Here is a 22,986-nt window from a genome sequence, read left to right as displayed (position 1 = left end):
TTGGATACTTCATCGATTATTCTACTGGATAATGTCAACCAGTTGTGATTGAATATGGCGGACGAGATTGAACACCTCGGCCGCGCGAGTTGAACAGTTGCGTCGGCGCAAACTGAACAGTGCCGTCGCTGAAAACTGAACACCATCGTCGGAGCTGTTGAACACCTCAGTCGGCATTGTTGAACAGCGGCGTCGGTGTAATTGAACGGTCAGTCACCCTGCGGTAATATGTTGTTACATGTCGAGTTGGTAACTCGGCGTGAATACAACAAGGAGGTCTTTCTATGACCAATTACCGCGAGATCCTGAGATTGAGCAGCTTAGGATTGAACAAAACACAGATTGCTCAAAGCGTCGGTTGTTCACGCACTACCGTCATTCAAGTGCTGAACATCGCTGATGAAAAGGGGATCAGCTATCCCTTGCCGGACGACTTGTCCGACAGAAAGTTGTCCGAGCTGCTCTTTCCGAGCAGTAAAGCAAAACCTGAGTACAAAATGCCCGACTATGCTTATGTAGAAAAGGAGCTCAGGCGCAACGGTGTAACCTTTAACCAACTTTGGTTGGAGTATGTCGAACATTGCAGGCAGAACGGAGAGTTGCCTTACCAACTCACACAGTTCAAAAAGCACTACTATGACTATGCCGCAAAAAACAATGCTACCATGCACCTGAACCACAAGCCCGGTGAGATCCTGCAGGTGGACTGGGCAGGAACAACAGCACAGGTCATCGATACGGATACAGGCGAAGCAATCCTTGCCTATGTGTTTGTCGCTGTACTGCCATACAGCGGTTACGCTTATGTAGAAGCGTTCTTCTCTATGAACGAGGAATGTTGGATTACCGCTCATGTAAACACCTTTAAATACTTCGGGGGCGTTACTCGCATCATTCAGTGCGACAACCTTAAAACAGGCGTTACCGCACACAGGAAAAGTGAAATTATTCTGAATAAGACCTACAGCGAAATGGCGGAGCATTACCGCACGGCAATTCTGCCCTGCAGAGTACGTTCTCCCAAAGATAAGGCAATGGTAGAAGGAACCGTCGGCGTCATCACCAATTTCATCCTGGCAGCGCTTAGAAACAGAAGATTTCTGTCTCTGCTTGAACTGAACACAGCCATCCATGAGCGACTAATCGTTTTCAACCATAAGCCTTTCCAGAAAAGAGAAGGAAGCCGCGCAAGTGAATTTGAAGAAGAAAAGACATTCCTTCTGCCGCTCCCCGAGAGACCGTTCGAGCTTTCCGAATGGAAAGTGGCAACAGTAGGTCCGAACTACCATATCTCCGTTGACCGACAGAATTACTCTGTTCCGTATGAATACATCAAGCAGAAGGTCGACGTCCGCATAACCAAATCTACTATTGAGGTTTTCTATGGCGGTAACCGTATCTGTTCTCATCCACGCTTGTACGGCAGAGCCAATCAGTACAGCACCGTGGAATCCCATATGCCACCCAACCATCAGCAGTATGTTCAATGGAACGGTGATCGCTTCCGCAGATGGGCGCAAAAGATCGGTGAGAACACTCATACCGTAATTGATGCCTTGCTGTCCGGCTACAAGGTAGAACAACAGGGATACAAAGCGTGTATGGGAATATTGAAGCTGGCGGATAAGTATTCTCCGGAAAGACTTGAAAACGCTTGCCGAAAAGCATTGACCTACACGCCCCGTCCTTCTTTGAAAAATATACAAACGATCCTCTCATCGGGGCAGGATAAGACCCCAGGGGAAAGCCGTGAAGCCAAGAACAGTTCACAATACGGCTTTACACGCGGAGCTGAGTATTACGAAGGGAGGATCAAGTGATGCTGACAGATACTACAGTCAACAAGCTGAACGAAATGAAACTGACGACAATGTCCAGAGTATTCAGAGAACAGCTTACCGATCCCAACATCTCAAAGTTATCTTTTGAGGATCGGTTTGGTTTGCTGGTAGATCAGGAATGGACATCACGAAAGAATAACCACTTGAAAAGGCTGATCAAGAAGGCGAAGTTCGCTGAGTATGACGCCTGTACCGAGAATATTGAATACCACTCCGACCGCAACCTTGACGCGGCACAGATAACACGACTTGCTACCTGTGAATACATCAACGAACACCATAATATCCTTTTGCTCGGCGCTACCGGCAGCGGAAAGACATACATCGCCTGTGCTCTGGGGATGGCGGCTGTACGCAGATTCCTTGAGGTCAGATATGTGAGGCTGCCTGAACTATTGACGGAGCTTGCTGTTGCCAGAGGCAACGGAACTTACCGAAAGGTGATCCAGCAATACAAGAAACCCGCGCTGCTCATCCTCGATGAATGGCTACTGTATCCGCTGACGGAAACTGAGGCAAGAGACTTACTTGAGATCGCCGAAGCGAGATACAAAAAGGCTTCTACCATCTTCTGTTCTCAGTTCGATGTACCGGGATGGCGTGAAAAGATCGGTGATCCGATCCTTGCGGACGCGGTCTGCGACCGCATTGTTCACGATTCTTATTCCATCGTCATTGACTGCAAAGAATCTATGCGCAAACGCAAGGGTATTTCTGAATAGCATGGCGCCTGCGGCGCATCGGGCTCTGCCCGAACCCGAGGTTTAACGCTTTTATGGTTTTCCGGAGAGAGTGGCATCCGCAGATGTTTATTCCGCTTTTTATACGAAGAAGCTTTTGGTGCCTAACATTAACGGCGGAGAAAGAACTTCCGAAAAAAGAAAAAGAGTGACGCGTCCGGCATCACTCTCTCCGCTAAACCCCGCAACAGCGCTCGGGTCGCTCCTCAGCGTTGCCCTATCCTCCGTTACGGCTAAAAGCATTTATATGATACCATCTGTTGCAATCTGCGTCAATGTACAACCACGCCGACATGGATGTACAGTTTTCAGCGACGGAGGTGTTCAGTTTACTCCGATGACACTGTTCAGTTTCAAACGGCGCAGGTGTTCAACGACACCGCTATATTCACGCAGAACCGTCTCTCTCGTGCCGAAATATCGCCTGTGACAGGCTTTTAAGCAGTAATGGGATACGTTTGTGTATGATTAATTAATCACACATAACCGAAAACAGCGGAGCAGTCGCAATCTATATGCGTCTGTTCCGCTGTTCTTTCTTTGATTTATATGGTATGTGATGTGAGGTCTGCCATCAACTCAGCCCCAAGGCGAACCCCTTCGATAAAGCTGTCTCGTTCGGTGAGAGTGATCAGCTTGCTGTATCGCTCCGAAATCTCAGACAGCTTTTCTTTCTGCCGATCATCTGAAAGAATCTCCATCAGCGACACTTCCGCATTGACCGTGTCTGCTAAAGCTCTCCTGACTTCCTCGCTCTGCTGTTTATCCGTAGGTCGTATATTTCCATAGTACAGTTCTTCAAGTATGCTCATGCGCTCACTCTCCTTACAAGCACAACACAATACCATGAAAAACGAATAAGTCAAGTATTATTTATGATTATGAGAACTATACGGAAATAGTCAGAATAGTCAGTTAAGTATATCTTTGACAATCCCTATAATATCCTCGCCATAATGAGCTATTTGTGCATCATCAAGGCACCGCAGTTCTTTTAACTCTTCAATTGTTTGCGGTGCATAGTGCGCTATACGGTTGCATGAAACATTCTTGAACACTTCATAAGCCTTGATGCGTTTCATCTTATATGTTTTTGTCCTATAAGCAATCATAGCCTCTTTGATTTGTTCAGCTGTTTCTTCTGAAATATCGGTTTTTCTGTCAATTTCTTTAGAAATAATGTTTACATACTTACCTAATATCTGTCGATCCCGTTCAAGTTCTTCGTCAGTCGGACGATAGAGAACTCTATCTAAGAATTCTCTGTCTTGATCAGTAAAACCATTTCTGATCTCTATGTTAATCTGCTTGATGACATAAGTGTTATAATTGTTATTAATTTTCGTGAAATTGGAGAACTGATTATATTTAGGCTTGAACGATTTTAGAATCTCATAAGCAGGACGATAGAATCTTTCGTAGGCAAACTCAAATAATGCAAATAGATTATCTTTATAATCATCCATAATAGCAAAAACATGGTGATCGATATCGTGTTGCGATAATAATTCCAGCTTTTGCTCAGATAATACAGCGTTGTTCAAAGTATAAATGTAATTAGGGTGGAAATACAGTTTACAAAGAGCCCCAATTATTGCGGTGATAAAAAACATTCCGTTATTAATTAAACCTAATTTATAAGGATCTTCACCATCATCATTTTTCTTGAGTTTTGTATTCCACAGTTTATAATATGCTTTTAGTTTTAGAAGATCAGATAGAAAATCCGTATTGTACGATTTACCATAAATCAGATTATATCTTTCTGCATTACTGCACAGAGATGATTTGTGACCACGAGCTGTACCTGGACGTTGATATGTAAAGGATAAAATAAACTGACCTAATTCTTCATTAGTAGTATTCTGCCATGCTGAAGGATATAGCTTTTTATTTACCTTTTCACCGCGCTTGATCTGGCAGTATATTCCTGCAGCTGCCATCTGCTTTTTCAAAAGCCTTTGTTCAGGTTTGTTAGCAATCAGATCTTTTCCCTTGATAGGTTTTTGTGTATTGCTCGCTTCTGCAACATTTGCTATAAACTCAATACGATCATTTTCCTCTTGATATTTGTTCTTGACAATTTTACATTGAATGAAGAAATCAGTATCAAAGTCTGTTTCTCCAATTAGCTTGGTTGTTTGTCCACCATTAATAATTGAAAAATTACTAATCAGAATAGACTTATCCTGAATGAGATAATCATCGCAAATCATAATTATCCCGTTATTATAATACCAGAAATTATTCGCTTTGTTTTGTATGGAATCGATAATGTTCTCATCAACTTTTGAATTTTTTACATAATATCTTAAATTCTGTGCAAATAGTCCCCTGTAATAATATAGTTCATAAATCTCTTTGAGAGATTTTGCAGAGACGTTAACAATCATGGATTCCTCGTTACCAAATTTCAACACATTAGAAGAGTCATCTATTTGAATGATTGCGGTATCAACATATTCTCGCGGCTCTTCAATTTCCAGGATTTCATGCTCAACATCGTATCCAAAAATGATCTTATATACTACATTTTCGTGATCAGGTTTCATAAGATTAAAGGATTTGACAATCTTATTCTTTTCCCTAAAATTTTTTGGGTTATAATCTGTGAGAATACATATTTTAACTGGCTTGTTCTTTCCGATTGTATATTCATCTCCAGAGAGAATCTGTTGAATTTCCTTTCGTACAGTAGATTTCTTTTCGCCCGCAGTGAAAATTGTTGCCTCAATTTCCTTTAATCGCTTAAGAATAGCCGGGAAGTCAAAGTCAGCATTATCAGTGAATTTAACTGTAATTACATCTATGTCATCTAAATCCGCATCGTTGTCAATGTAGATGCCGGCTATTTTGTCCTCAGAATCGGGAGAAAAAACATTGCCTGCAACAATATCAGGAATGCTACTATTGTCAGCATTAAAATAATGATAATACGCATAGAGATATAGTACTGTTTCTTCGTCATAGCAAGACTTCATTTCATCATGCATTGCACGATCAAATTCGACTTTCAGGTTTTCAATATACTTTGTCAGATTACTCATTTATTGTCCCCATTTATTAGTTTGAATTCGCTTTCAAAGACTTTGAAAGGAATTTTTACACTTACCCACTCGCCAACATCATTGTTAATAGGAATATACTTTGCTATCATTTGCGGTGATAATATGGCAAGTTTTTTCTGTGAGCCTATTGACCAAAGATAAAATAGATAGTTTTTAGAAGCGATTGCCGTATTCCATTCATTTGAACTTATATAGAAGAAGGCATTGCTGATCTTTTGTTCAGAGGATTTTACTTCAATTAACAGAGGATAGTCTTCCGTATCTGAAACCCTCGAAAGGATATCATATCCTGCCAAATTAGAATCAATAGACATCCATTGTGGCTTCTTTCCGATGCGACTCTCTTCATAAGTAATTGTTAGAAGTTCGCCGTCTCTTCCAACAGTATTCTTATATTCGTCAGAATGCATTCGAAATCCAGCCGCAAGTTCATCCCACCAAGATACAACTCTGTAATCTGGGTTTTCAGAGAGAAGTCCAGATTCAAAAAAACATGACCTCTCGTCTTTAGACATCATAAAGATGGCTTCTTTTCGCCCATAGGGAACCTTATATCCCCATATTGGCTTATAGTGGCGAACATAATCAAATATCATTCTTCTCAACGATTCTGGTGATTTATCATGATTATTAAGGATGCTATTTCCTTCTTCAGAAACATAAATGATTTCTGATTCATTATAAATCCATCCGCATTGTAAAGAGAGTTCATATAGATTTTCGTATGGAATTTGGTAAAAGCGATTTAGCAACGGCAACTCTTCTGCATTAAACTTAGTAAATTCTTTAACGGTTATTAAAAAATCAAGGGTTGCGTGCAATAGATTTACAGATAGTCTTATCATTGATATCATTATTCATGAAACAGGTGATTCAAAATAGCTTGTACATCTTCGGCAGTAAGACCAGCTATAGCGGCATTATTTTCGTTGTACTCAGTATCTTCATCATCAAATTCAAATCCATCAGGATTAACTTTTAAGGATGTATCATTTAACGCAGCTGCCATTGCGCTGATTTTGTAACCCAATCGTGCACGGATTACCTGATCAATACTGTTGTTACACTCTACAAATTCTACGTATGGTTTATCGGAAATACCCAATCTATGAATCCTATCCTCTGATTGGAGATACTGTGCTGCGTTAAAAGAACGATCGAGATATATGGCGTGGTGGCAAACAGTATGCAAACTAATACCCTCAGAACATGCAGCGGGATTAGCAACCAACACTTTACAATTAGGATCGTCATGAAAACGTTTGATCTTTCCCTCTCGGGTATCCATTTCGTCTTCACTTCCGGCGTCAACACCGCCGTGTATATATTCTGCCCCTAAATCGCTCAACCGTAATGCTAACAATTCAACATTGCGTACAAAGCTACTCCATATGAGTACTTTTTCCCCCTCAGCTGCGAGTTGTCTAGCACGTTTACAGACATAAGCAATTTTCGGTCCATCACCAGAAGCAAGAAGTTGTCCGATTTTTTGATTGAATATATATGACATATCATCTGATAATAACGCAGGATTAGAAACGAACTGCATTATTTTGATGATGCATTTACCAATACGTCGTAATTCATAAATAGATGTATCGCTAAGATGAGGATTCATCTGTCGTTTTGCTTCAGATTTTAAAGAATCGTAGATTTCCCTTTGCAGTGCATTCATGTTGATTGTCACAACCTTGTGATCTACCTCAGGAATTCCTAATTGTCCTTTTGTAGTGCGTACATGAATTGGCTGGATCATGTCAATTACATTTTTTTCATCTACTCGTGTTGAAGGATATAAAAAAGTAAACTGAGGGATTAGATCTTTAGCACTTTGAGGCATTGGTGTTCCACTCATAATCAATTTGCGTTTAGGCAGATGTGCCATTTGTAAAACAACTTCGGCGCGTTTTGCCTGTTTTCCACCTTTAATACGGTGGCTTTCATCGAGAAAGAAAAATGTGTCTCCGTTTGATAATACTTTACTAATCAACTCCGGTACTCTTACAAGTTGTTCGTATGAGATAATCATAAATCGAGGGTTAAGTTTTAGTAGTTCACTAATAACAGCCTTACCGCCTCTTAATCTAACAATCTGTTCATCCAAATTAGGTAAACACTCTTTTAGCTGTTCATCCCAAGCAACAAAAGCGTTTTTGGGTGCAGCAATCAAAAGGCGATCAGTGTCTTTGCAATTTACAAAGAAAAACGCCAAGGCTTCAGTCGTTTTACCTGCACCGGGAACAGAGAAGGTAGCAGCTCCAGGCAATACGGATATTTTGCATAAATTGTTTAGCTGATTATCAGTCAAGGGGCGCATAAAGCCTACTGAAATCAGCTTTGCTTTTATCTCTTCTCTGCTATTCTCCGGGCGTTTTACTGCTGCTGTATATGAATCTTTATTTGCCTGTAGCATTAGTTCTTTAACTTTATCAGAGTATTCCAGTTGTATCTCATGACGGTGAGATTTAAGAAATACCTTGATATAGCTCTTAAGCATCAGAAAATAGCGCCAAGAAAACTCTATTATGGACTCGGTGAATACAATAGCTTCTGCGGGTAAATAATCACACAGAAATGTGTAAAACGATTCCCATAGTTTTTCATCCGATTGTTGATTCATAAACACAATTTGTTCGTGTTCAGAAATGTAATCGATTTTTAATATCATTTTATCCAGCCTCTAAGAACAAGACAGTAAGCTTCGATGTTTTCGATCTGCTTTTCTACGCCTTTTTTATCCATCTTATCATTAAGATTTTTGATAGCTTTGTCTAATGCTTTTGCAGCATTTGTAACTTGATTAAGGATGTATTTTTTGTCTTCTTTTTCTTTTTCCAGTTGATCGTACCTATCAATTACAGTATTAGCCGTTTTGACAACAATTTCTGGATTGTCTGTATTTTTTATTGCATCTGCTATCGCAAGATATACTTCTTCAGTAGAATCTGTAGAATCGGTGTCACTTCCCCAAAGATCATCTAAATCATCTTTTTCCTCGGTTACTCTGACTTCCAACGTATCCTTCAGAGAATCAGATATATCATGAAGAGCCGGAATAATCTTAGGGATACGTGAGTATAAACGTTCACCTTTCGTTGCTTCTGGATTTTTAATAAAGCAATTAGCAATTTCTTGAAATAGAATTTTCTCTGCTGGTGAATCCTTCAGAGAGTTTTTTCCCTTAACGATACGTTGAAATGCATAGAAATCATTGTCTACTAAAGACCATTCATCAGGATGACCTATGCTTTTTAGATAACTTTCAGCATAATCATAACATTCAATTAGTTCAATTATTTCTTTTGCATTTTTACCTTGTTTTTTGGAATTAATGTTAATATCGATTGTTTTAATCTTTTCTTTATAGTCTGCAGCTAAATTATGCCAAATATAATCGTCTTTTATGTCTTTTTTTATCTGTAAAGCAACTTCTAGATCATATACAGCATCAGGGTCATGGTTGGGTAAAACGGCTATTTTTACAGTCTGAAAATGTTTATACTTTTCACGATTGGAATAATATAGCTCTCTCCAAGCACAAAGTCTTCTATTGCCGTTTACAACAACACCTTCATCAGTACAGATAAGAGGCTCTGTTTGTTGAGTGGTATCATCTTTAAAAGTTTTAAGCAAATTAGCTCGTTTTACCAATGTAGTTAAAATGATATGTTGTGATTCTTGAGCTTCAATTGAATAAGGATCGGCTGTAAATAAATCTTTGCTTAATTCAGGATTTTTTGCAAGATATTCTTTCTGAAAGTTTTTTGTTCTAACGTTCTCGATACGATAAACTGGCAGTTCAATTCTGACTTCTACTACAGGCAAGTCACGGTACTTTCCTTGGTATTCAATATAGTGTTTTTCGCCGTTATGGTTATCTACCAAATTTCGAATTGCTATAATCCTTGTTTTTGCGGGGTAACCAAATTCATACTTCATACTCATTGCATTCACCTCAATAATCACGATTATTAAATATACATATTAAATTATATATCATTTTGTATAGAGATTCAAGCCATAATGTGTGATTTATTGTCGAAATTTATGATAATACTACTGCTTATTTGCTTTCTTATGATAAAACACGATCTTGACCGACATTAATTCTTATGATATATTTATATATGGTAATATAGCTTTTTATGGTTACCTCATAGAGACTAAAAGGTGCAGAACAATTGCATCGATATCAACAGTATTGCGAGAGTTGATTATGCAGATATCTGAACATTATCATAATAATGGTGAAATGATGCTTTTTCACGGAGATTGTTTAGACCTTTTCCGAGAAATACCAAATAATTCCGTTTCACTAATTGTGACATCGCCTCCCTATTGTATGAAAAAAGCATATGAAGACCCAACCGATGATATCAACACTTTTATTGATATACACACTAGAATAATAAGTGAAATTTATCGTGTATTGAAACCGGGGGGCAGTGTTTGCTGGCAAGTTGGATATCATGTTGCAGACTCTGAAATTGTTCCGTTAGATTATATCATTTACAATGTTTTTTCGAAGAACAACACAAGACGAAAGTATCCTTTTGTACTTAGAAATCGTATTATCTGGACATTTGGGCATGGATTAAACTGCACCCAACGTTTTAGTGGGCGCCATGAAATGATAATGTGGTTTACTAAAGGACAAGAATATACATTTGATCTTGATAGCGTAAGAGTACCACAAAAGTATCCTGGAAAGCGATATTATAAAGGTGAAAAAAAGGGAGAATTAAGTGGCAATCCTTTAGGAAAAAATCCATCTGATGTATGGGATATACCAAATGTTAAGGCGAATCATATAGAAAAAACTGAGCATCCATGTCAGTTCCCAGTTGCTATCCCACAGAGATTAATCCGTTCTTTAACCAATAAGGGAGACTTAGTTATGGATCCGTTTATGGGATCGGGAACAACTGCGCTAGCGTCCTTGGTTGAAAACAGACGATTTATCGGATCTGAATTACAAGATGAATACTATGAAATAGCAGTAAACAGAATAAATGACGCAAAAAAGGGAAAAATAAAAATAAGGGAAGATAAACCTGTGACCAAGCCAAACGCTAATACTGCGGTAGCAAAATTGCCTGATGAGTTTAGAGATGCTCGTAAGAAAAAGCAAGAATAATAGTAATAAGTATTTATTTGGAATGCAATTAATCAAAAACAGACTCTTTTCACGTTGAAATGAGTCTGTTTTTATATAGTCTTTTATAATATCAGCAGAATCAATTATTGATACAACAGTATATCCCCTTTTCCCTCAGCCAACTGCCTTAGCTTATCTGTATATCCATTGAAGCTGAAGAATACAAAGTGATTCTTTCTTGTTTCCTTTTTCCACTCAACTCTCTCGACCTTTTCAAGCAGATGATAGTATACGTCCACATCCATCGGCTCATTGGTGAATTTACACTCGCCGAAGATCACATTGTCGGAGTTTTCGTCTATAGCGACGACGTCAATTTCCGTGTCGCTCCTGTCCCACCATCTTCCGATTCTGGTAGGCGTAAAGCTCCAGTTGCCGCTCGCGACGAGATCGGGCATATACTCCTTGCGGCAGATATCTTCATAAACGAATGCTGCATGATTCGCGACAAAGCCTGCTTTGATCTTCTGCATGACAAAGTCGGTGTTATCCATTTCGATATATGACCGATAAGGATAGATGAACCGAAACCAGAACCGGATATAGTTATCCTTGATTTTGTAAAGCCCCATCTTGCTCTTTTCGGGTTTGTCCTCCGTAGCGGGAACTTCTCTTTCGAGGATATCCAGATCGATCAGCGTTTTCAGATATTTCGGAAGATTAGTCTGGGCAACATTCAGCGCAGATGCAATCTCGCTTTGCTTTTCCTTTCCCGACGCGATCGTCTTGATGATGGAGAAGTAACTGCCAACGTCCTGGACTTCTTTTTCCAGCAGGAAAGCAGGCTCTTCATACAGATAACTTTCCTTCGACATGACACACCGTTCGATTGCGGTATACACGTTGTCATACAGCTCGAACGATTCGATATACTTCGGAACACCGCCGGTGACCGCATAGTTTTCGATGAGTTGTCTTTGTTCGGCGGTAGGGAAGAAGTCTTGGTAGTAGCGGAAAGCGATCTGCTTCATTTTGATCTGACCGGTTCTCCTGCCGTAGAGCGGACTGTCATAGGACAGTGTCTGAGAATACATCATATTGACGAGCGATCCGCAGAGGATCAGCATGATATTCTTATCGCTGAGCATGGTATCCCATATCTTTTGCAGAACGGATACAAAGGCATGGTTTGCTTTACCGATATACTGAAACTCATCAATGATGATGAGCTTTCTGTCGTGCGTGTCGTCATTGACGATATAGGAGAACAGTTCTTCCCAATTAGAGATATCCGCTTGTGCCAGCAAGGGGTTCTTGATATACTCCGATAGAGCCGTCTTGAAAGCGTTTCTGTTTTCGGATTCACTCTCTTCTGTCGCAAGGAAGAATAGGGCACTCTTATCCTTGATAAACTCTTTGATCAAGGAGGTCTTGCCGATTCTTCTCCGACCGTAGATAACGATAAAAGATGCAGATTCTTTGTTGTATTCCGATTCCAGAAATGCTCTTTCTTTTTCTCTGTTGATAAACTCTTTCATGTTTTCACCGACTTTTATGGTTAAGTTAATATTATTATACCACAAAGTATTATTATTTCAAGTATAATTATTGCTTTTCGAGTACAAAATATACCGATACTATTGTGTTCAGTATGGAATCTGATGATCGTTGCTTTGTAGCGATTTCTTTGTTAAGGCGTGGTAGTTTTTATTCAAATTACAACAATCTAATGACGGTACAGGAAAGTTTGATTTTACTGATAGGAGAGAGAATCGATTCAATTGATGAGTATAGTCGTTCTTGAAAAGTAATGACAGAAAAACTGCTACATGGTGATCTCGGCTTGATGCGTATTCCCTCATAAAATGTTGCGAACTAATTGTAATTCGCTGTGATTATGTTAAGGCATATGTGGAGTACAAGCAATATGTACTAATCTAACCCCTATTCTTTTGGCTGTTGTGCAGATTTAAGTGCAAATGCACCTAAGTTTCAATTGATACTTGATATTTTCCTCAAACAGCAGTATACTATACTTGGAAGTTAGGGTAAAATACCCGTAAGTTTTCGCTACGTAAAACTTATAATAAATGGGAACAGGCTCGGTGTATTTTTCACCGAGCCTGCTGTTTTTCTCAAAAAACCCCTTACGGATACACAAACAATTCTTAAGTTTATTCGAATCAGTTATTCGAATCAGTTATTCGAATAAACTGAGATTAATTCGAATAACTGTTGACTTATTCGAAAACAATAGATATAATAAGAGCGGGTGATAAAAATGCTTTCGAAAGATTTGATAGAATTAATACAACAAATTCAAAAAAACGGTTCTGAGGATAATCGGATTGAGATAAAAAAAGCTGCCGGAGGATGTCCGAAGATTTATGACACACTCTCCAGCTTTTCCAATCAATCCGGAGGCGGCGTTATCATTTTTGGCATTGATCAAGATAATGATTTTGATTTATGCGGCGTTTATGATGCTGATGATTTACAGAAGAATATTGTATCAATGTGCAAGCAGATGACGCCGGTTGTCCGTCCTGTGTGTACTGTCGCGACGATAGATGAAAAGGTGTTTGTCAGTGCTGAAATTCAAGAAATAGACTTGTTTGAGAAGCCTTGCTTTTATACAGGAGCAGGCAGGCTGAAAGGTTCCTATATCCGCGTTGGTGACAGCGATGAGCATATGACGGAATATGAGATTTATAGCTATGAGGCGTTTCGCAAAAAAATACAAGATGAGATTCGTGTGGAGTCCAGGGCTGAAATAGAAGATATTGATACGGATAGCTTTGCGTTATACTTATACAATCTCCGCCGAACAAAGCCGCAGCAAGGAAATCTTGCAACGGAAAAGGTGATGAAGCTACAGGGCTTTTCGGACGGTCAGAAGCCTACTTTGGCAGGCGTTATGATGTTTGCTGAGTATCCGCAAGCTTTTTATCCGCAGCTGTGTATCACTGCGGTTTCCGTGCAAGGATATGAGATCGGCGATTTGGGAGATTTATCGCAGCGCTTTGATGATAATGAACGGATTGAAGGAACAATTCCGCAGATGCTTGAGGAAGCATTGAGCTTTATCCGACGCAATATCAAAGTCAGAACCATTATTGACCCTACAACAGGCAAGCGCGAGGATAAGCCGGAATATCCGATTGTAGCATTAAGAGAAGTTATTCTCAACGCACTGATTCACAGAGATTACAGTATTCATACGGATTTATCGCCTATTACAATTCGCATTTTCAAAAACAGAATAGAAGTGGAAAATCCCGGCGGTTTGTATGGCAGAATGACGATAGACGAGCTGGGGAAAACAATAGCGGACACGCGTAATCCATTTATTGCAAAGGCAATGGAAGTAATAGGAAAGACTGAAAACCGTTTCAGCGGAATTCCCATAATCAGAAGGTTAATGAAGGAGTATCATCTGCCGGAGCCGTTGTTTGAAAGCAGGCGCGGCGTATTTAAAGTGACGTTATTCAACCATCAGGAATCAACTGAAAAAACGGATGGGAATCCGTTAACGAATCAGATTTTGGAATATTGTTCCGTTTGGAGAACAAGAGCGGAATTGAGGGAACGGTTCAGCCACTTAACGTCATCCTATTTGATGAGTTATTTTGTCAACCCGTTGGTGGCACAGGGAAGGATTGAACTCCGTTATCCGGAAAAACCACGAAGCTCAAAGCAGGAATATAAGACGGTATGAAGCAAAATGTTGCAAAAACAATAAAGAAAAGCTGACTGGAGATTTATTATGCTGGCAATTAAGACAACGGAAAAGCTGACGGGTGTAACCGTTAGCGGAACATATGGAGAATTGAACACATTGTATGATGCGCTGTCAAACGTTACGGGTGAGGAAGAATCTTATCCCGAGCTTGAAGCATGCAGAATTCGTGTGCATGGTCTGTGCTATGATATTCGCCACGCTTATCAGGGCGACAGAAACAGAGGAAAAAACGAATATGGTGAACAGATTTTCTCATTTGAATATCTCTGGCCCGAGATGGTTTTCATTTTTGCGGTGCTTGATGAATTCAACAGGCTTTCGGAAGGTAGTCGATGCTATTTGAAGCAGGAAGGCGCAGAGAAGCTGTTTTATCATCCCGAAACAAAGGACGCGCTCTTGGAACGCTTGCCTGACGATATCGCATATGTGCGTTATTTTCAAAACCTTATCAAAAACGCTTTTCAGAGAACGATCGCCCCAAATCGGTTTAAGAAAATCATGTCGGATTATGAGAATGATTACAGGTATTCATATGGGCGTACGAAGCGTTATTTCATGCGTTTCTGTCCTCAGTGGGTAGATATTCAGAATGTAAAGTATCTTAAACGTGCGCTTGAGAAAAGGAAAACCTATCTTGCAACCATAGCAGAGAAGATTATGTTTGATAACCCGGATTATGATGCAATGGAAGATGCTGTCTACGGATTCGCAAAAGAAGAAGGGATACCGTATTATGAGATAGAGCTGAACGGCATGGAATATCCTGACGAAATAGAGTGGTAACAGCGGCATAAGGAGGAATTATTTATGAATCAGATAGAGGAAAAAGATTGGAAGCTGTATCGCGAAAAGCTGCCCGAATGGCAGGAAGCGTATATGGAGCGGCTGATAAAAGAATATGTCGAACTGCTCAACAGCGATAAAGCGGCGTCCGAAAAATTTGGGGCGCTTGACAAGCGTATTCGCGCGGACAGGCAGAGTTTAGGCGTCCGTATCATCGAAGAAAGGCGTTCAAAACTGCAGAACATTCTGACCGGCTTGATCATCGAACACGTCATTTCTTTAGATGATTTGCAGGATTTCAGCGAGGAGCTTCGGGAATCTACAAGCCAATGGATTCAAATGTATTGCAAAAACTTAGAATCATAAACGGGAACAGGCTCGGTGAGATGCACCGAGCCTGTTTACTGCTTTAGTTAGTATTCAATTAATATTTGTAAATAATATAGTATTCATTGTATACAGCGGTATATTTACCAATCCGTCATCCTCTTGCCGATAATTTGCCATTGAAGCTTTGATACTGATTGTAGGCTTGTATTTCTCTCGATATGTTTTCAGGCTTTTGGCTTTGAGGTTTTCTTCCGCTTTTACTTCAAGCGGAATGACCTTCTCGCCGTCATCGAGTAGAAAGTCTATCTCACAACTATTGCGGTCGTTTGTGTAGTAGTAGACGCCAAATTCGGTGGTAGATTTCAGCTGCTGCAGAACATATTGTTCTGTCAATGCGCCTTTGAACTCCTTGAACATATCATTGCCGTCTAGGAGAACACTTTTGCTGATGCCGGACATACAGCAAAGTAGTCCGACATCCAATAAAAACAGCTTGAATGCTTTTAAATCCTCGTATGCCTTCAATGGCAGATTGGGTGTTGTAATGCGGCTGACCTTGTGAACAAGTCCGCAGTCGCACAGCCACATGATTGCGGTTTCAAATTCTTTTGCTCTGCCGCCTTCACGGACTAAGCCGTAGATAAACTTTTTGTTTTCCTTGGCAAGCTGTGAGGGAATGCTATTCCATACCATGCGGATTTTCGGAACAATATCCGACGGCGCGTGCTTGGAAAAGTCTTGCTCGTATGCTTCGAGGATTCGCTTTTGCACTTCGCGTACCTCGTTGAAATCTTTGTTATGTGAAAAACGCAAAACAACCTCGGGCATACCGCCGATAAAGTAATACTGTTTCAGCAAATAAATAAATTGTTCGGAAAAAGAGTTTATTAAAGCAAAGTCGCCGCTGTTAAGCAGTTGATACAATTTATCATAGCCGGTTCCCAATAAAAATTCGTCAAACGACAGGGGATAGAGCTTTAGAAAATCTACCTTGCCGACGGGAAAAGAAGTTCCTTCATGCAAGGCAATTCCTAAAAGCGAACCGGCGCAGATAATATGGTACTGCGGAGCATTTTCATAAAAGTATTTCAGGCTGCTCAACGCAGCAGGAACCTCCTGAACCTCATCAAAGATAATCAGCGTATCGTCGGGTGTGATGGTAGTATCGGAATATATTTCCAGTCCCATCACGATTCTTTCAATGATCAAATCAGAAGAAAACAAGTCATTCATTTGTTTATTGGAATCAAAGTTGATATAGACAGTCTTTTTATAACACTCCTTGCCGAATTCTTTCATCAGCCATGTCTTGCCAACCTGGCGAGCACCTTCGATTATTAACGGCTTGCGGAAATAGCTGACCTTCCATTTCTTCAGTTTCTCAATAGCAGAACGGTACATATCATCAACACCTTTTTTGGAAATCTATGATTAGTATAACACCTTGCAACAAAAAATACAATGAATATTTTTAAATAAGCACAAAAAATGCAACGAATAATTAATTAGAGTCACAAAAAATACAACGAAAAACAGGCTCGATAGCACAGAAAATACACAGAGCCTGTTTTATACCCTTTGCGGATACTCATAGTTAATTAAATTTTTATCGTCAATATGTACTAATCCCAACCCATTCTTTTAGCTAAATCCAACATAGCGAAGCAGTATTTCTGCCAGTTTTTCAATGTTATCAGTAACGGGTCACCCTCGCGGATACGCAGTGTTCTTCGAATTTCCTTAGGAATTACGACCCTGCCGAGATCGTCGATCCTTCTGACAATTCCTGTAGCTTTCATATCTGAACTCCTTATTTGATTTACAAATTCTTGTGAAGATAGTGTTTGCTGTCATAATCAGATAATACAGTGCATTTGCAGGAATAATTTGTTAATGACAGCGCTGTTATTACCACAGCCTTTGTGAAGAAGCACCGGCGGTCGGCAGACAGTTGATATCTTTCATACGCTGCAATTTCGGAGATTGAATTGCTGTTTGATTTCACTGCATTGTTTTAGTCAGAGAATAATTCCGCGCTGCTGACGTCGATCGGTTCAAGCTGTAAATACGCGGGAGCGGGGATAAGTAAGCCGTCCTGTGATTCGTGATACTCGGCAGCGGGACAGAGCTTGTATTCCTCTTTTGCCAGCACGATGCCGATATCCGCGACGACGAGCTTTTTCATGAAATTGGCTGCGTTCTCCGTCACCAGCCCGCGCTTGACATAGCCGATGGTGATGGTAAGGTCGGAGCATACAGCAATCTCCGCTTCGCCTGTGTCGCCGTTCATGCCGCTGTTGATATCTACGCTGACGATCTGCGCTTTGCAGGCGTTGATCTCGTTGACCGCGCTGAGCCACGGCTCGCGCAGGTTGCCCTGAAAGCCTGTCCCGAGCAGACAGTCAACAACGATGTCGGCGTTTTCAAAAGCTCCCGGCTGATATTCTTCAAACGGTACGCATTGAGCTTCGGCTTCTGCCGCGTAAAAAGCGCTGTCCTCCGTCAGCTTATCGATGAGCTTGACGATTCGGCAGGCTTGATTGTTACGCTTGAGGATGCAGGCGAGCGCGTAACCGTCGCCGCCGTTGTTGCCGCCGCCGACCGCGATCGCGATATCGCCGCGCCAATTGATGGCTCTGTAAACGCCGAGTGCCGCGCGATACATCAGGACGCGTCCCGATACATACCTTTCAATCGTCAGTCGGTCGCTTTCGCGCTTGTTCTCAACAATGATACTGACGGCGATTTTATCGTATTGCAGCAGCTTTTCGCCGACAGGGAGCGTGTAGAATTGCTCAATGCCGACGGCGGCTTTTGTGATGCAATAGCAAAGCAGCATATTGAATTTCATATTCCTTTTTCTGCTGACTGTCAGCAGGTTGTTCACATCAAGCGTCTTGAAAAAAGTCACCATCGGATTCGGTGCTTTCATCCATAGCTCATACGCCGTCGCTCTCGGACTGCCTTTCGGATCGATTTCTTTCGGCATGATTATCCTCTTTTCTTTAATGGTATAATTATTCGATCATCCAATATCCGTCATAGGGATAACCGGCTTTTCCAATGTCGGACAGGTTTCATAAATATTCATGTTATTTTCCTCCGGTCTTGATTTTTGTTTTGAAATACTGTCCGACTCTCCATAATTGCCGCGACTGTCGCAACAAGGCAGACAAACGAGGCGGTGTATCGTATGTTGATGATTGGAAGCGTAAAGGGAAGCATAAACACCAACGCTCCCGTGACCTTATTGATCACGGAATGAACCGCTGTCAGCGTATGATGGCGGACGAATCCGATTACGATATTGACGACCTTGATCAGCGCGATCACACCGACCCATATAATGATCCATAGGGGCAGCTCGAGGTGGGGGAGGAGCTTTATCAATACAGCCGCGGCAAAAACGATATCGGCAAGGGCGTCGAGCTTCGCACCGAATTCGGTCGCGGTATTCGTTTTCCGCGCGACCAATCCGTCAAGGATATCGGATAATCCGGCGGCTGTGTAAAACGCGTAGAACGGCAGCGACAGCGGCGCGCAAAATACCAGCGCGAGGCCGCATAGTATTCTGAGAATTGTTATCCCGTTTGCCAAATTGATGACTGTCATGTTTCTGTCGGCTCCATGATTTCTGTATATCATCGGCACGAAATTTTCCCTGCTTTCTGTTTGTGCTGCGGTTGGGGTGGAAGCAGGTGGAGGCCGGGTGGAAGAAACAATTTTTGCCTCCACCTGAACTGCCCTCAAAGAAACGGCTTACCTATGCGGTTTTTGAGATGTTCAGGTGGCAGTTGGTGGAAGAAGTGGAAGTTCTTTCAACTCTAATAAACTTTTATATACCCACACTCTGTTGACGCCTCTCATACCTCCATACATACATTCAAATTTTCTGAGAAATTAATTTTACTTCTACTTCTTCTACCTAACCCCGAAAAATGGCTTGCCTGTGCGGTTTTTCTTGGTGGAAGTTCTCTTGTTTGCCGCCACCCGACCTCCACCTTGCTTCCACCCCAAATGTCAGTTTGGATTCAGTTGACTGTCCCATTGACGATCTGAGCGTACTGTTCCTCAGGGATCATCGGTGAGGTGATCTCTTTTAATACATCCTCGTTGATCGTTCCGTTCTCGGCGTACTGTTTGCCTGCTTTTCTGATCAGCGCAAGGCGCGGCTCGGTGACGATCGCCGCCTCGGGCGCGTTGAACATCGGGCTTTCGGGAACGGTTATCATCGTATGATTACATGGGAAACACCTGACAAACTGCATTACGGCAGGCTCAAAGTTGTGTTGGCTGTTCGGAAAGCCGCAGCCGCAGATCATCACGTATCTCAGGTGAGAATAATCCGCCTGACCGACATGCTCATACCGGTCGCCGACTTTCTGCATCGCCATAGAGGATAGGGGAAGGGTGCGGTCAAGCAATGCCTTGAGCGGCGCGGGCATACCGTAGCAGTAGAGCGGATAGCTCCATATCAGCAGGTCGCTGTCGAGGATTTCTTCTAAAATTTCGCGCATATCATCGTGGTGGACACAATCGCCGCCGTTACGCATACAGGCAAAGCAGCCCGCACAGTATTCGATATGCTTGTCGATAACGTTGATGGTATGCACCTTGTTCTCCGCGACCTCGTTCATCCCGTCGAGAAAAGCGCGGGTGATGTGCATGGTATCGCTATTCTCCCTTTTGGGGCTGCCATTCAATACTAATATCTTCATTTTTCTCTCCCTATCTCAAAGCTCGTCGGCTTGATCTTTTATTTCATACGGCTTGTCCCAGGAGCCGATCTCGATCAGATTGCCCTCCGCGCTCAAGGACGGCGCGTCCGAGCTGAAGGACGGTACCGAAAAGCTCAGCGAAGGAGCCGATACCTTGAAGAACGGTATCCTCACGCTGAAAAACGGCGTTCCCGCGCTGGTCGACGGCGTCAGCCGGCTGCGCGACGGTTCTATGAAGCTCAGCGACGGCTTGAAGCAGTTCAACGACGAGGGTATCAGCAAGATCACCTCTCTGCTGAAAAACGACGTCGGCGATCTTGCCGAACGCCTGAAAGCGACGATCAAGACAGCTCAGAACTACAAGTCCTACTCCGGTCTGACCGAAAACATGGACGGTGAAGTCAAGTTTATCTACAAGACCGAAGAGATTCAATAATAAAGATTTATCAACAACCGTATCGGACGGCAGGATTGTCAAACGATACGGTTGTTTTCTTTTGTTTTATCGTGGCGCTGTTTTGCGGCATGGGGATTTAGTATTAGAAGGGCTGACGGAATCAGAATCAGGAAAACCGTGCGCCTTATGCATAACAGTGTTCAGCGATTTGCCGGTAAGAGGATTTGTTTATGAGCATATGTAAATCGATTTATTTGTTATTGGTAAATTGATGCTGTATCTATGTCAAAACAGCAAAAACAAAGGAGAATTATTAAAAACTTCTTATGAATTCTGTAGTTGAAATATACCGGAAATTGTGATATTATTACGATATGTAATAAAATAACATGGAGCATTATGCGCACGTAAGAAGAAGGGTGATTATTATGCATAATATATCTGATATATCTGAATGTAAGATTGCTGTAGCCGGTACCGGCTATGTAGGGCTTTCTATCGCCGTGCTGCTGAGTCAGCATCATCAAGTGACTGCCGTGGACATTATTCCTCAAAAGGTTGATTTGATCAACAACAGGAAATCTCCTATTCAGGATGATTATATTGAGAAGTACCTCGCAGAAAAAGAGCTTGACCTTACTGCAACGCTGGACGCGGAAAAAGCCTATTCCGACGCTGATTTTGTTGTGATCGCCGCTCCGACCAACTATGACAGCAAGAAAAACTATTTTGATACCTCTGCCGTTGAAGCGGTCATCAAGCTGGTCATGCAGTATAACCCCGACGCTGTCATGGTCATTAAGAGTACGATCCCCGTGGGCTATACCGAGCGCATCAGAGAAAAAACCGGCAGCAAAAACATCATTTTCAGCCCGGAATTCTTAAGAGAGTCCAAGGCGCTTTACGATAACCTTTATCCCTCCAGGATCATCGTCGGCTGCGACGAAGAGACAAGAGAAGCTGCCGAGACCTTTGCCGCGCTCTTGCGGGAAGGCGCCGAGAAGGAGGATATCGATACGCTTTTCATGGGCTTTACCGAGGCTGAGGCTGTCAAGTTGTTTGCCAACACCTATCTCGCTCTGCGCGTCAGCTACTTCAACGAGCTGGATACTTATGCTGAGCTCAAGGGGCTGGACACCCGGAAGATTATCGAGGGTGTTTGTCTCGATCCCAGAATCGGCTCGCATTACAATAATCCATCCTTTGGTTACGGCGGTTATTGTCTGCCGAAGGACACCAAGCAGCTTTTGGCAAATTATCAGGACGTTCCGCAGAACATGATCTCCGCGATCGTAGAGAGCAACCGCACCCGTAAGGACTATATTGCCGACCGCGTACTGGAAAAGGCGGGATATTACACTGAGAATTCCGTTTGGAACGCCGAAAAGGAGCGCCCGATCACCATCGGCGTTTACCGCCTGACGATGAAAAGCAACTCCGATAACTTCCGCCAAAGCTCGATCCAAGGCGTTATGAAGCGTATCAAGGCTAAGGGCGCTACCGTTATCATTTATGAGCCGACCTTAGAGGAGGGGACCACCTTCTTCGGCAGCCTTGTCGTCAACGATATCCAACGCTTCAAGTCCGGCTGTGACGCGATCATCGCCAACCGCTACGACAGCGTGCTGGACGATGTGGAGGACAAGGTCTATACCAGAGATTTGTTCAGGAGAGATTGATACTGTTATCCTCCGACTTGCGGATATAGGCGATACCGCGCGATCCGATGCGCGTATTGACGGCTGATCATTTTTGCCGAATTGTCCCAATCAGCATCTATATGCGTCAGTATGTGAACTGCTGATTTGTGATTTGTCCAAGCTGAAAAAAATCATGACAATCCGTGTGTCTGAACGATGCGGTATTGTTTGAAGGAAGAGATTCAGATGTCATATGAAAAATACAGCGTTTTACTGCCCCTCTACGTGAAGGATGACCCTGACTGGTTTTGTACCAGTATCGACAGTATACTGGCGCAGACTGCAGCTCCCGATGAAATATTCATTATCTGTGACGGGCCTCTCTCAAAAGAACTGGACGCGGCGTTGGAAACTTATACACAAGCGCATGAGGGACTGTTTACGGTCCACAGGCTCGAAAACAATGTCGGTCTGGGCAACGCGCTGGCAAAAGCGGTCCCGCTGTGCAGAAATGAGCTGATCGCGCGGATGGACGCCGATGATTTCGCCGTTCCCGAACGGTGTGAGAAAGAGCTGAGATTCCTTGAGGAGCATCCCGAGATCGACGTCGCTGTCTCTTATACACATCT

At 42.2% G+C, this 22,986-nt stretch carries 19 protein-coding genes and 2 pseudogenes; 10 read left to right on the top strand and 11 right to left on the bottom strand.

Features of this window, described 5'->3' with window-relative positions; translation table 11 throughout:
• Nucleotides 1-284 precede the first annotated feature (284 nt).
• Nucleotides 285-1,820 (top strand): IS21 family transposase, encoded by a 1,536-nt coding sequence (gene istA / locus KQI83_RS07520; protein ID WP_216556209.1) that lies wholly within the window; start codon nt 285-287, stop codon nt 1,818-1,820.
• Complete coding sequence (istB, locus tag KQI83_RS07515) at nt 1,820-2,563, top strand: IS21-like element helper ATPase IstB (RefSeq protein ID WP_216556271.1); 744 nt, start codon at nt 1,820-1,822, stop codon at nt 2,561-2,563. The genes istA and istB overlap by 1 nt, the downstream gene beginning before the upstream one ends.
• A gap of 563 nt (nt 2,564-3,126) precedes the next feature.
• On the opposite strand, the gene KQI83_RS07510 is transcribed toward istB, so the two are convergent.
• From KQI83_RS07510 to KQI83_RS07490, 5 genes are all read right to left on the bottom strand, one after another.
• Nucleotides 3,127-3,393: a DUF6809 family protein gene (locus tag KQI83_RS07510; RefSeq protein ID WP_216556206.1), complete on the bottom strand. Its 267-nt coding sequence runs from the start codon at nt 3,391-3,393 to the stop codon at nt 3,127-3,129.
• 99 nt (nt 3,394-3,492) lie between these two features.
• Nucleotides 3,493-5,628 carry an AIPR family protein gene (locus KQI83_RS07505; protein WP_216556203.1) on the bottom strand — a complete coding sequence of 712 codons (2,136 nt, stop codon included), beginning with the start codon at nt 5,626-5,628 and terminating at the stop codon, nt 3,493-3,495.
• Nucleotides 5,625-6,494 (bottom strand): protein NO VEIN domain-containing protein, encoded by an 870-nt coding sequence (locus tag KQI83_RS07500; RefSeq protein WP_216556200.1) that lies wholly within the window; start codon nt 6,492-6,494, stop codon nt 5,625-5,627. Before KQI83_RS07500 ends, KQI83_RS07505 begins: the two co-directional genes overlap by 4 nt.
• Nucleotides 6,495-6,502: 8 nt before the next feature.
• Nucleotides 6,503-8,317, bottom strand: coding sequence for a DEAD/DEAH box helicase (locus KQI83_RS07495; RefSeq protein ID WP_253295546.1), 1,815 nt, complete (start codon nt 8,315-8,317; stop codon nt 6,503-6,505).
• Nucleotides 8,314-9,594 carry a hypothetical protein gene (locus tag KQI83_RS07490; RefSeq protein ID WP_216556197.1) on the bottom strand — a complete coding sequence of 427 codons (1,281 nt, stop codon included), beginning with the start codon at nt 9,592-9,594 and terminating at the stop codon, nt 8,314-8,316. The genes KQI83_RS07495 and KQI83_RS07490 overlap by 4 nt, the downstream gene beginning before the upstream one ends.
• Before the next feature lie 271 nt (nt 9,595-9,865).
• Between KQI83_RS07490 and KQI83_RS07485 the strand changes: the two genes are divergently transcribed.
• On the top strand, nt 9,866-10,786 hold the full coding sequence (locus KQI83_RS07485) for a DNA-methyltransferase (RefSeq protein WP_216556194.1): 921 nt from the start codon (nt 9,866-9,868) through the stop codon (nt 10,784-10,786).
• A gap of 104 nt (nt 10,787-10,890) precedes the next feature.
• On the opposite strand, the gene KQI83_RS07480 is transcribed toward KQI83_RS07485, so the two are convergent.
• Nucleotides 10,891-12,285, bottom strand: a complete 1,395-nt coding sequence (locus tag KQI83_RS07480) for an ATP-binding protein (protein ID WP_216556191.1) — start codon at nt 12,283-12,285, stop codon at nt 10,891-10,893.
• A 743-nt stretch (nt 12,286-13,028) separates the two neighbouring features.
• On the opposite strand from KQI83_RS07480, the gene KQI83_RS07475 reads away from it, so the two are divergent.
• Genes KQI83_RS07475 through KQI83_RS07465 form a run of 3 tightly spaced genes read left to right on the top strand, consistent with a single transcriptional unit; the run spans nt 13,029 to nt 15,638 of the window.
• Complete coding sequence (locus KQI83_RS07475) at nt 13,029-14,465, top strand: ATP-binding protein (RefSeq protein WP_216556189.1); 1,437 nt, start codon at nt 13,029-13,031, stop codon at nt 14,463-14,465.
• Between the two features lie 48 nt (nt 14,466-14,513).
• Nucleotides 14,514-15,272, top strand: a complete 759-nt coding sequence (locus tag KQI83_RS07470; RefSeq protein ID WP_216556187.1) for a DUF6904 family protein — start codon at nt 14,514-14,516, stop codon at nt 15,270-15,272.
• Between the two features lie 24 nt (nt 15,273-15,296).
• A complete protein-coding gene (locus KQI83_RS07465; protein ID WP_216556184.1) occupies nt 15,297-15,638 on the top strand; it encodes a multidrug transporter in 342 nt (113 codons plus the stop codon).
• A 54-nt stretch (nt 15,639-15,692) separates the two neighbouring features.
• Here the strand turns inward: KQI83_RS07465 and KQI83_RS07460 are convergent, their stop codons facing one another.
• The 5 genes and pseudogenes from KQI83_RS07460 to KQI83_RS07440 form a co-directional block, all read right to left on the bottom strand.
• Nucleotides 15,693-17,003: an ATP-binding protein gene (locus tag KQI83_RS07460; RefSeq protein ID WP_216556181.1), complete on the bottom strand. Its 1,311-nt coding sequence runs from the start codon at nt 17,001-17,003 to the stop codon at nt 15,693-15,695.
• A 290-nt stretch (nt 17,004-17,293) separates the two neighbouring features.
• Nucleotides 17,294-17,401 (bottom strand): annotated as a pseudogene (locus KQI83_RS17210) (AbrB/MazE/SpoVT family DNA-binding domain-containing protein); the annotation flags it as partial.
• Nucleotides 17,402-17,616: 215 nt separating this feature from the next.
• Nucleotides 17,617-18,591: an NAD(P)H-hydrate epimerase gene (locus KQI83_RS07450; RefSeq protein ID WP_216556176.1), complete on the bottom strand. Its 975-nt coding sequence runs from the start codon at nt 18,589-18,591 to the stop codon at nt 17,617-17,619.
• A gap of 98 nt (nt 18,592-18,689) precedes the next feature.
• On the bottom strand, nt 18,690-19,337 hold the full coding sequence (locus KQI83_RS07445; protein ID WP_330622329.1) for a CDP-alcohol phosphatidyltransferase family protein: 648 nt from the start codon (nt 19,335-19,337) through the stop codon (nt 18,690-18,692).
• Nucleotides 19,338-19,633: 296 nt separating this feature from the next.
• The gene (locus tag KQI83_RS07440) at nt 19,634-20,320 is read right to left on the bottom strand and encodes a flavodoxin family protein (protein ID WP_216556174.1); all 687 of its coding nucleotides are present in this window, start codon (nt 20,318-20,320) and stop codon (nt 19,634-19,636) included.
• Nucleotides 20,321-20,372: 52 nt separating this feature from the next.
• Between KQI83_RS07440 and KQI83_RS17305 the strand changes: the two are divergent.
• From KQI83_RS17305 to KQI83_RS07425, 4 genes and pseudogenes are all read left to right on the top strand, one after another.
• Nucleotides 20,373-20,474: pseudogene (locus KQI83_RS17305) on the top strand (hypothetical protein); the annotation flags it as partial.
• Complete coding sequence (locus tag KQI83_RS07435; protein ID WP_253295545.1) at nt 20,475-20,756, top strand: hypothetical protein; 282 nt, start codon at nt 20,475-20,477, stop codon at nt 20,754-20,756.
• 389 nt (nt 20,757-21,145) lie between these two features.
• Nucleotides 21,146-22,396, top strand: coding sequence for a nucleotide sugar dehydrogenase (locus KQI83_RS07430; RefSeq protein WP_216556169.1), 1,251 nt, complete (start codon nt 21,146-21,148; stop codon nt 22,394-22,396).
• Between the two features lie 207 nt (nt 22,397-22,603).
• Nucleotides 22,604-22,986: glycosyltransferase (locus KQI83_RS07425; RefSeq protein WP_216556166.1), on the top strand; the 383-nt coding region annotated here is incomplete at its 3' end.

The organism is Roseburia sp. MSJ-14, from assembly GCF_018918225.1.
Classification (GTDB): domain Bacteria; phylum Bacillota; class Clostridia; order Lachnospirales; family Lachnospiraceae; genus Petralouisia.
This window is presented reverse-complemented; position numbering and strand designations above follow the sequence as displayed.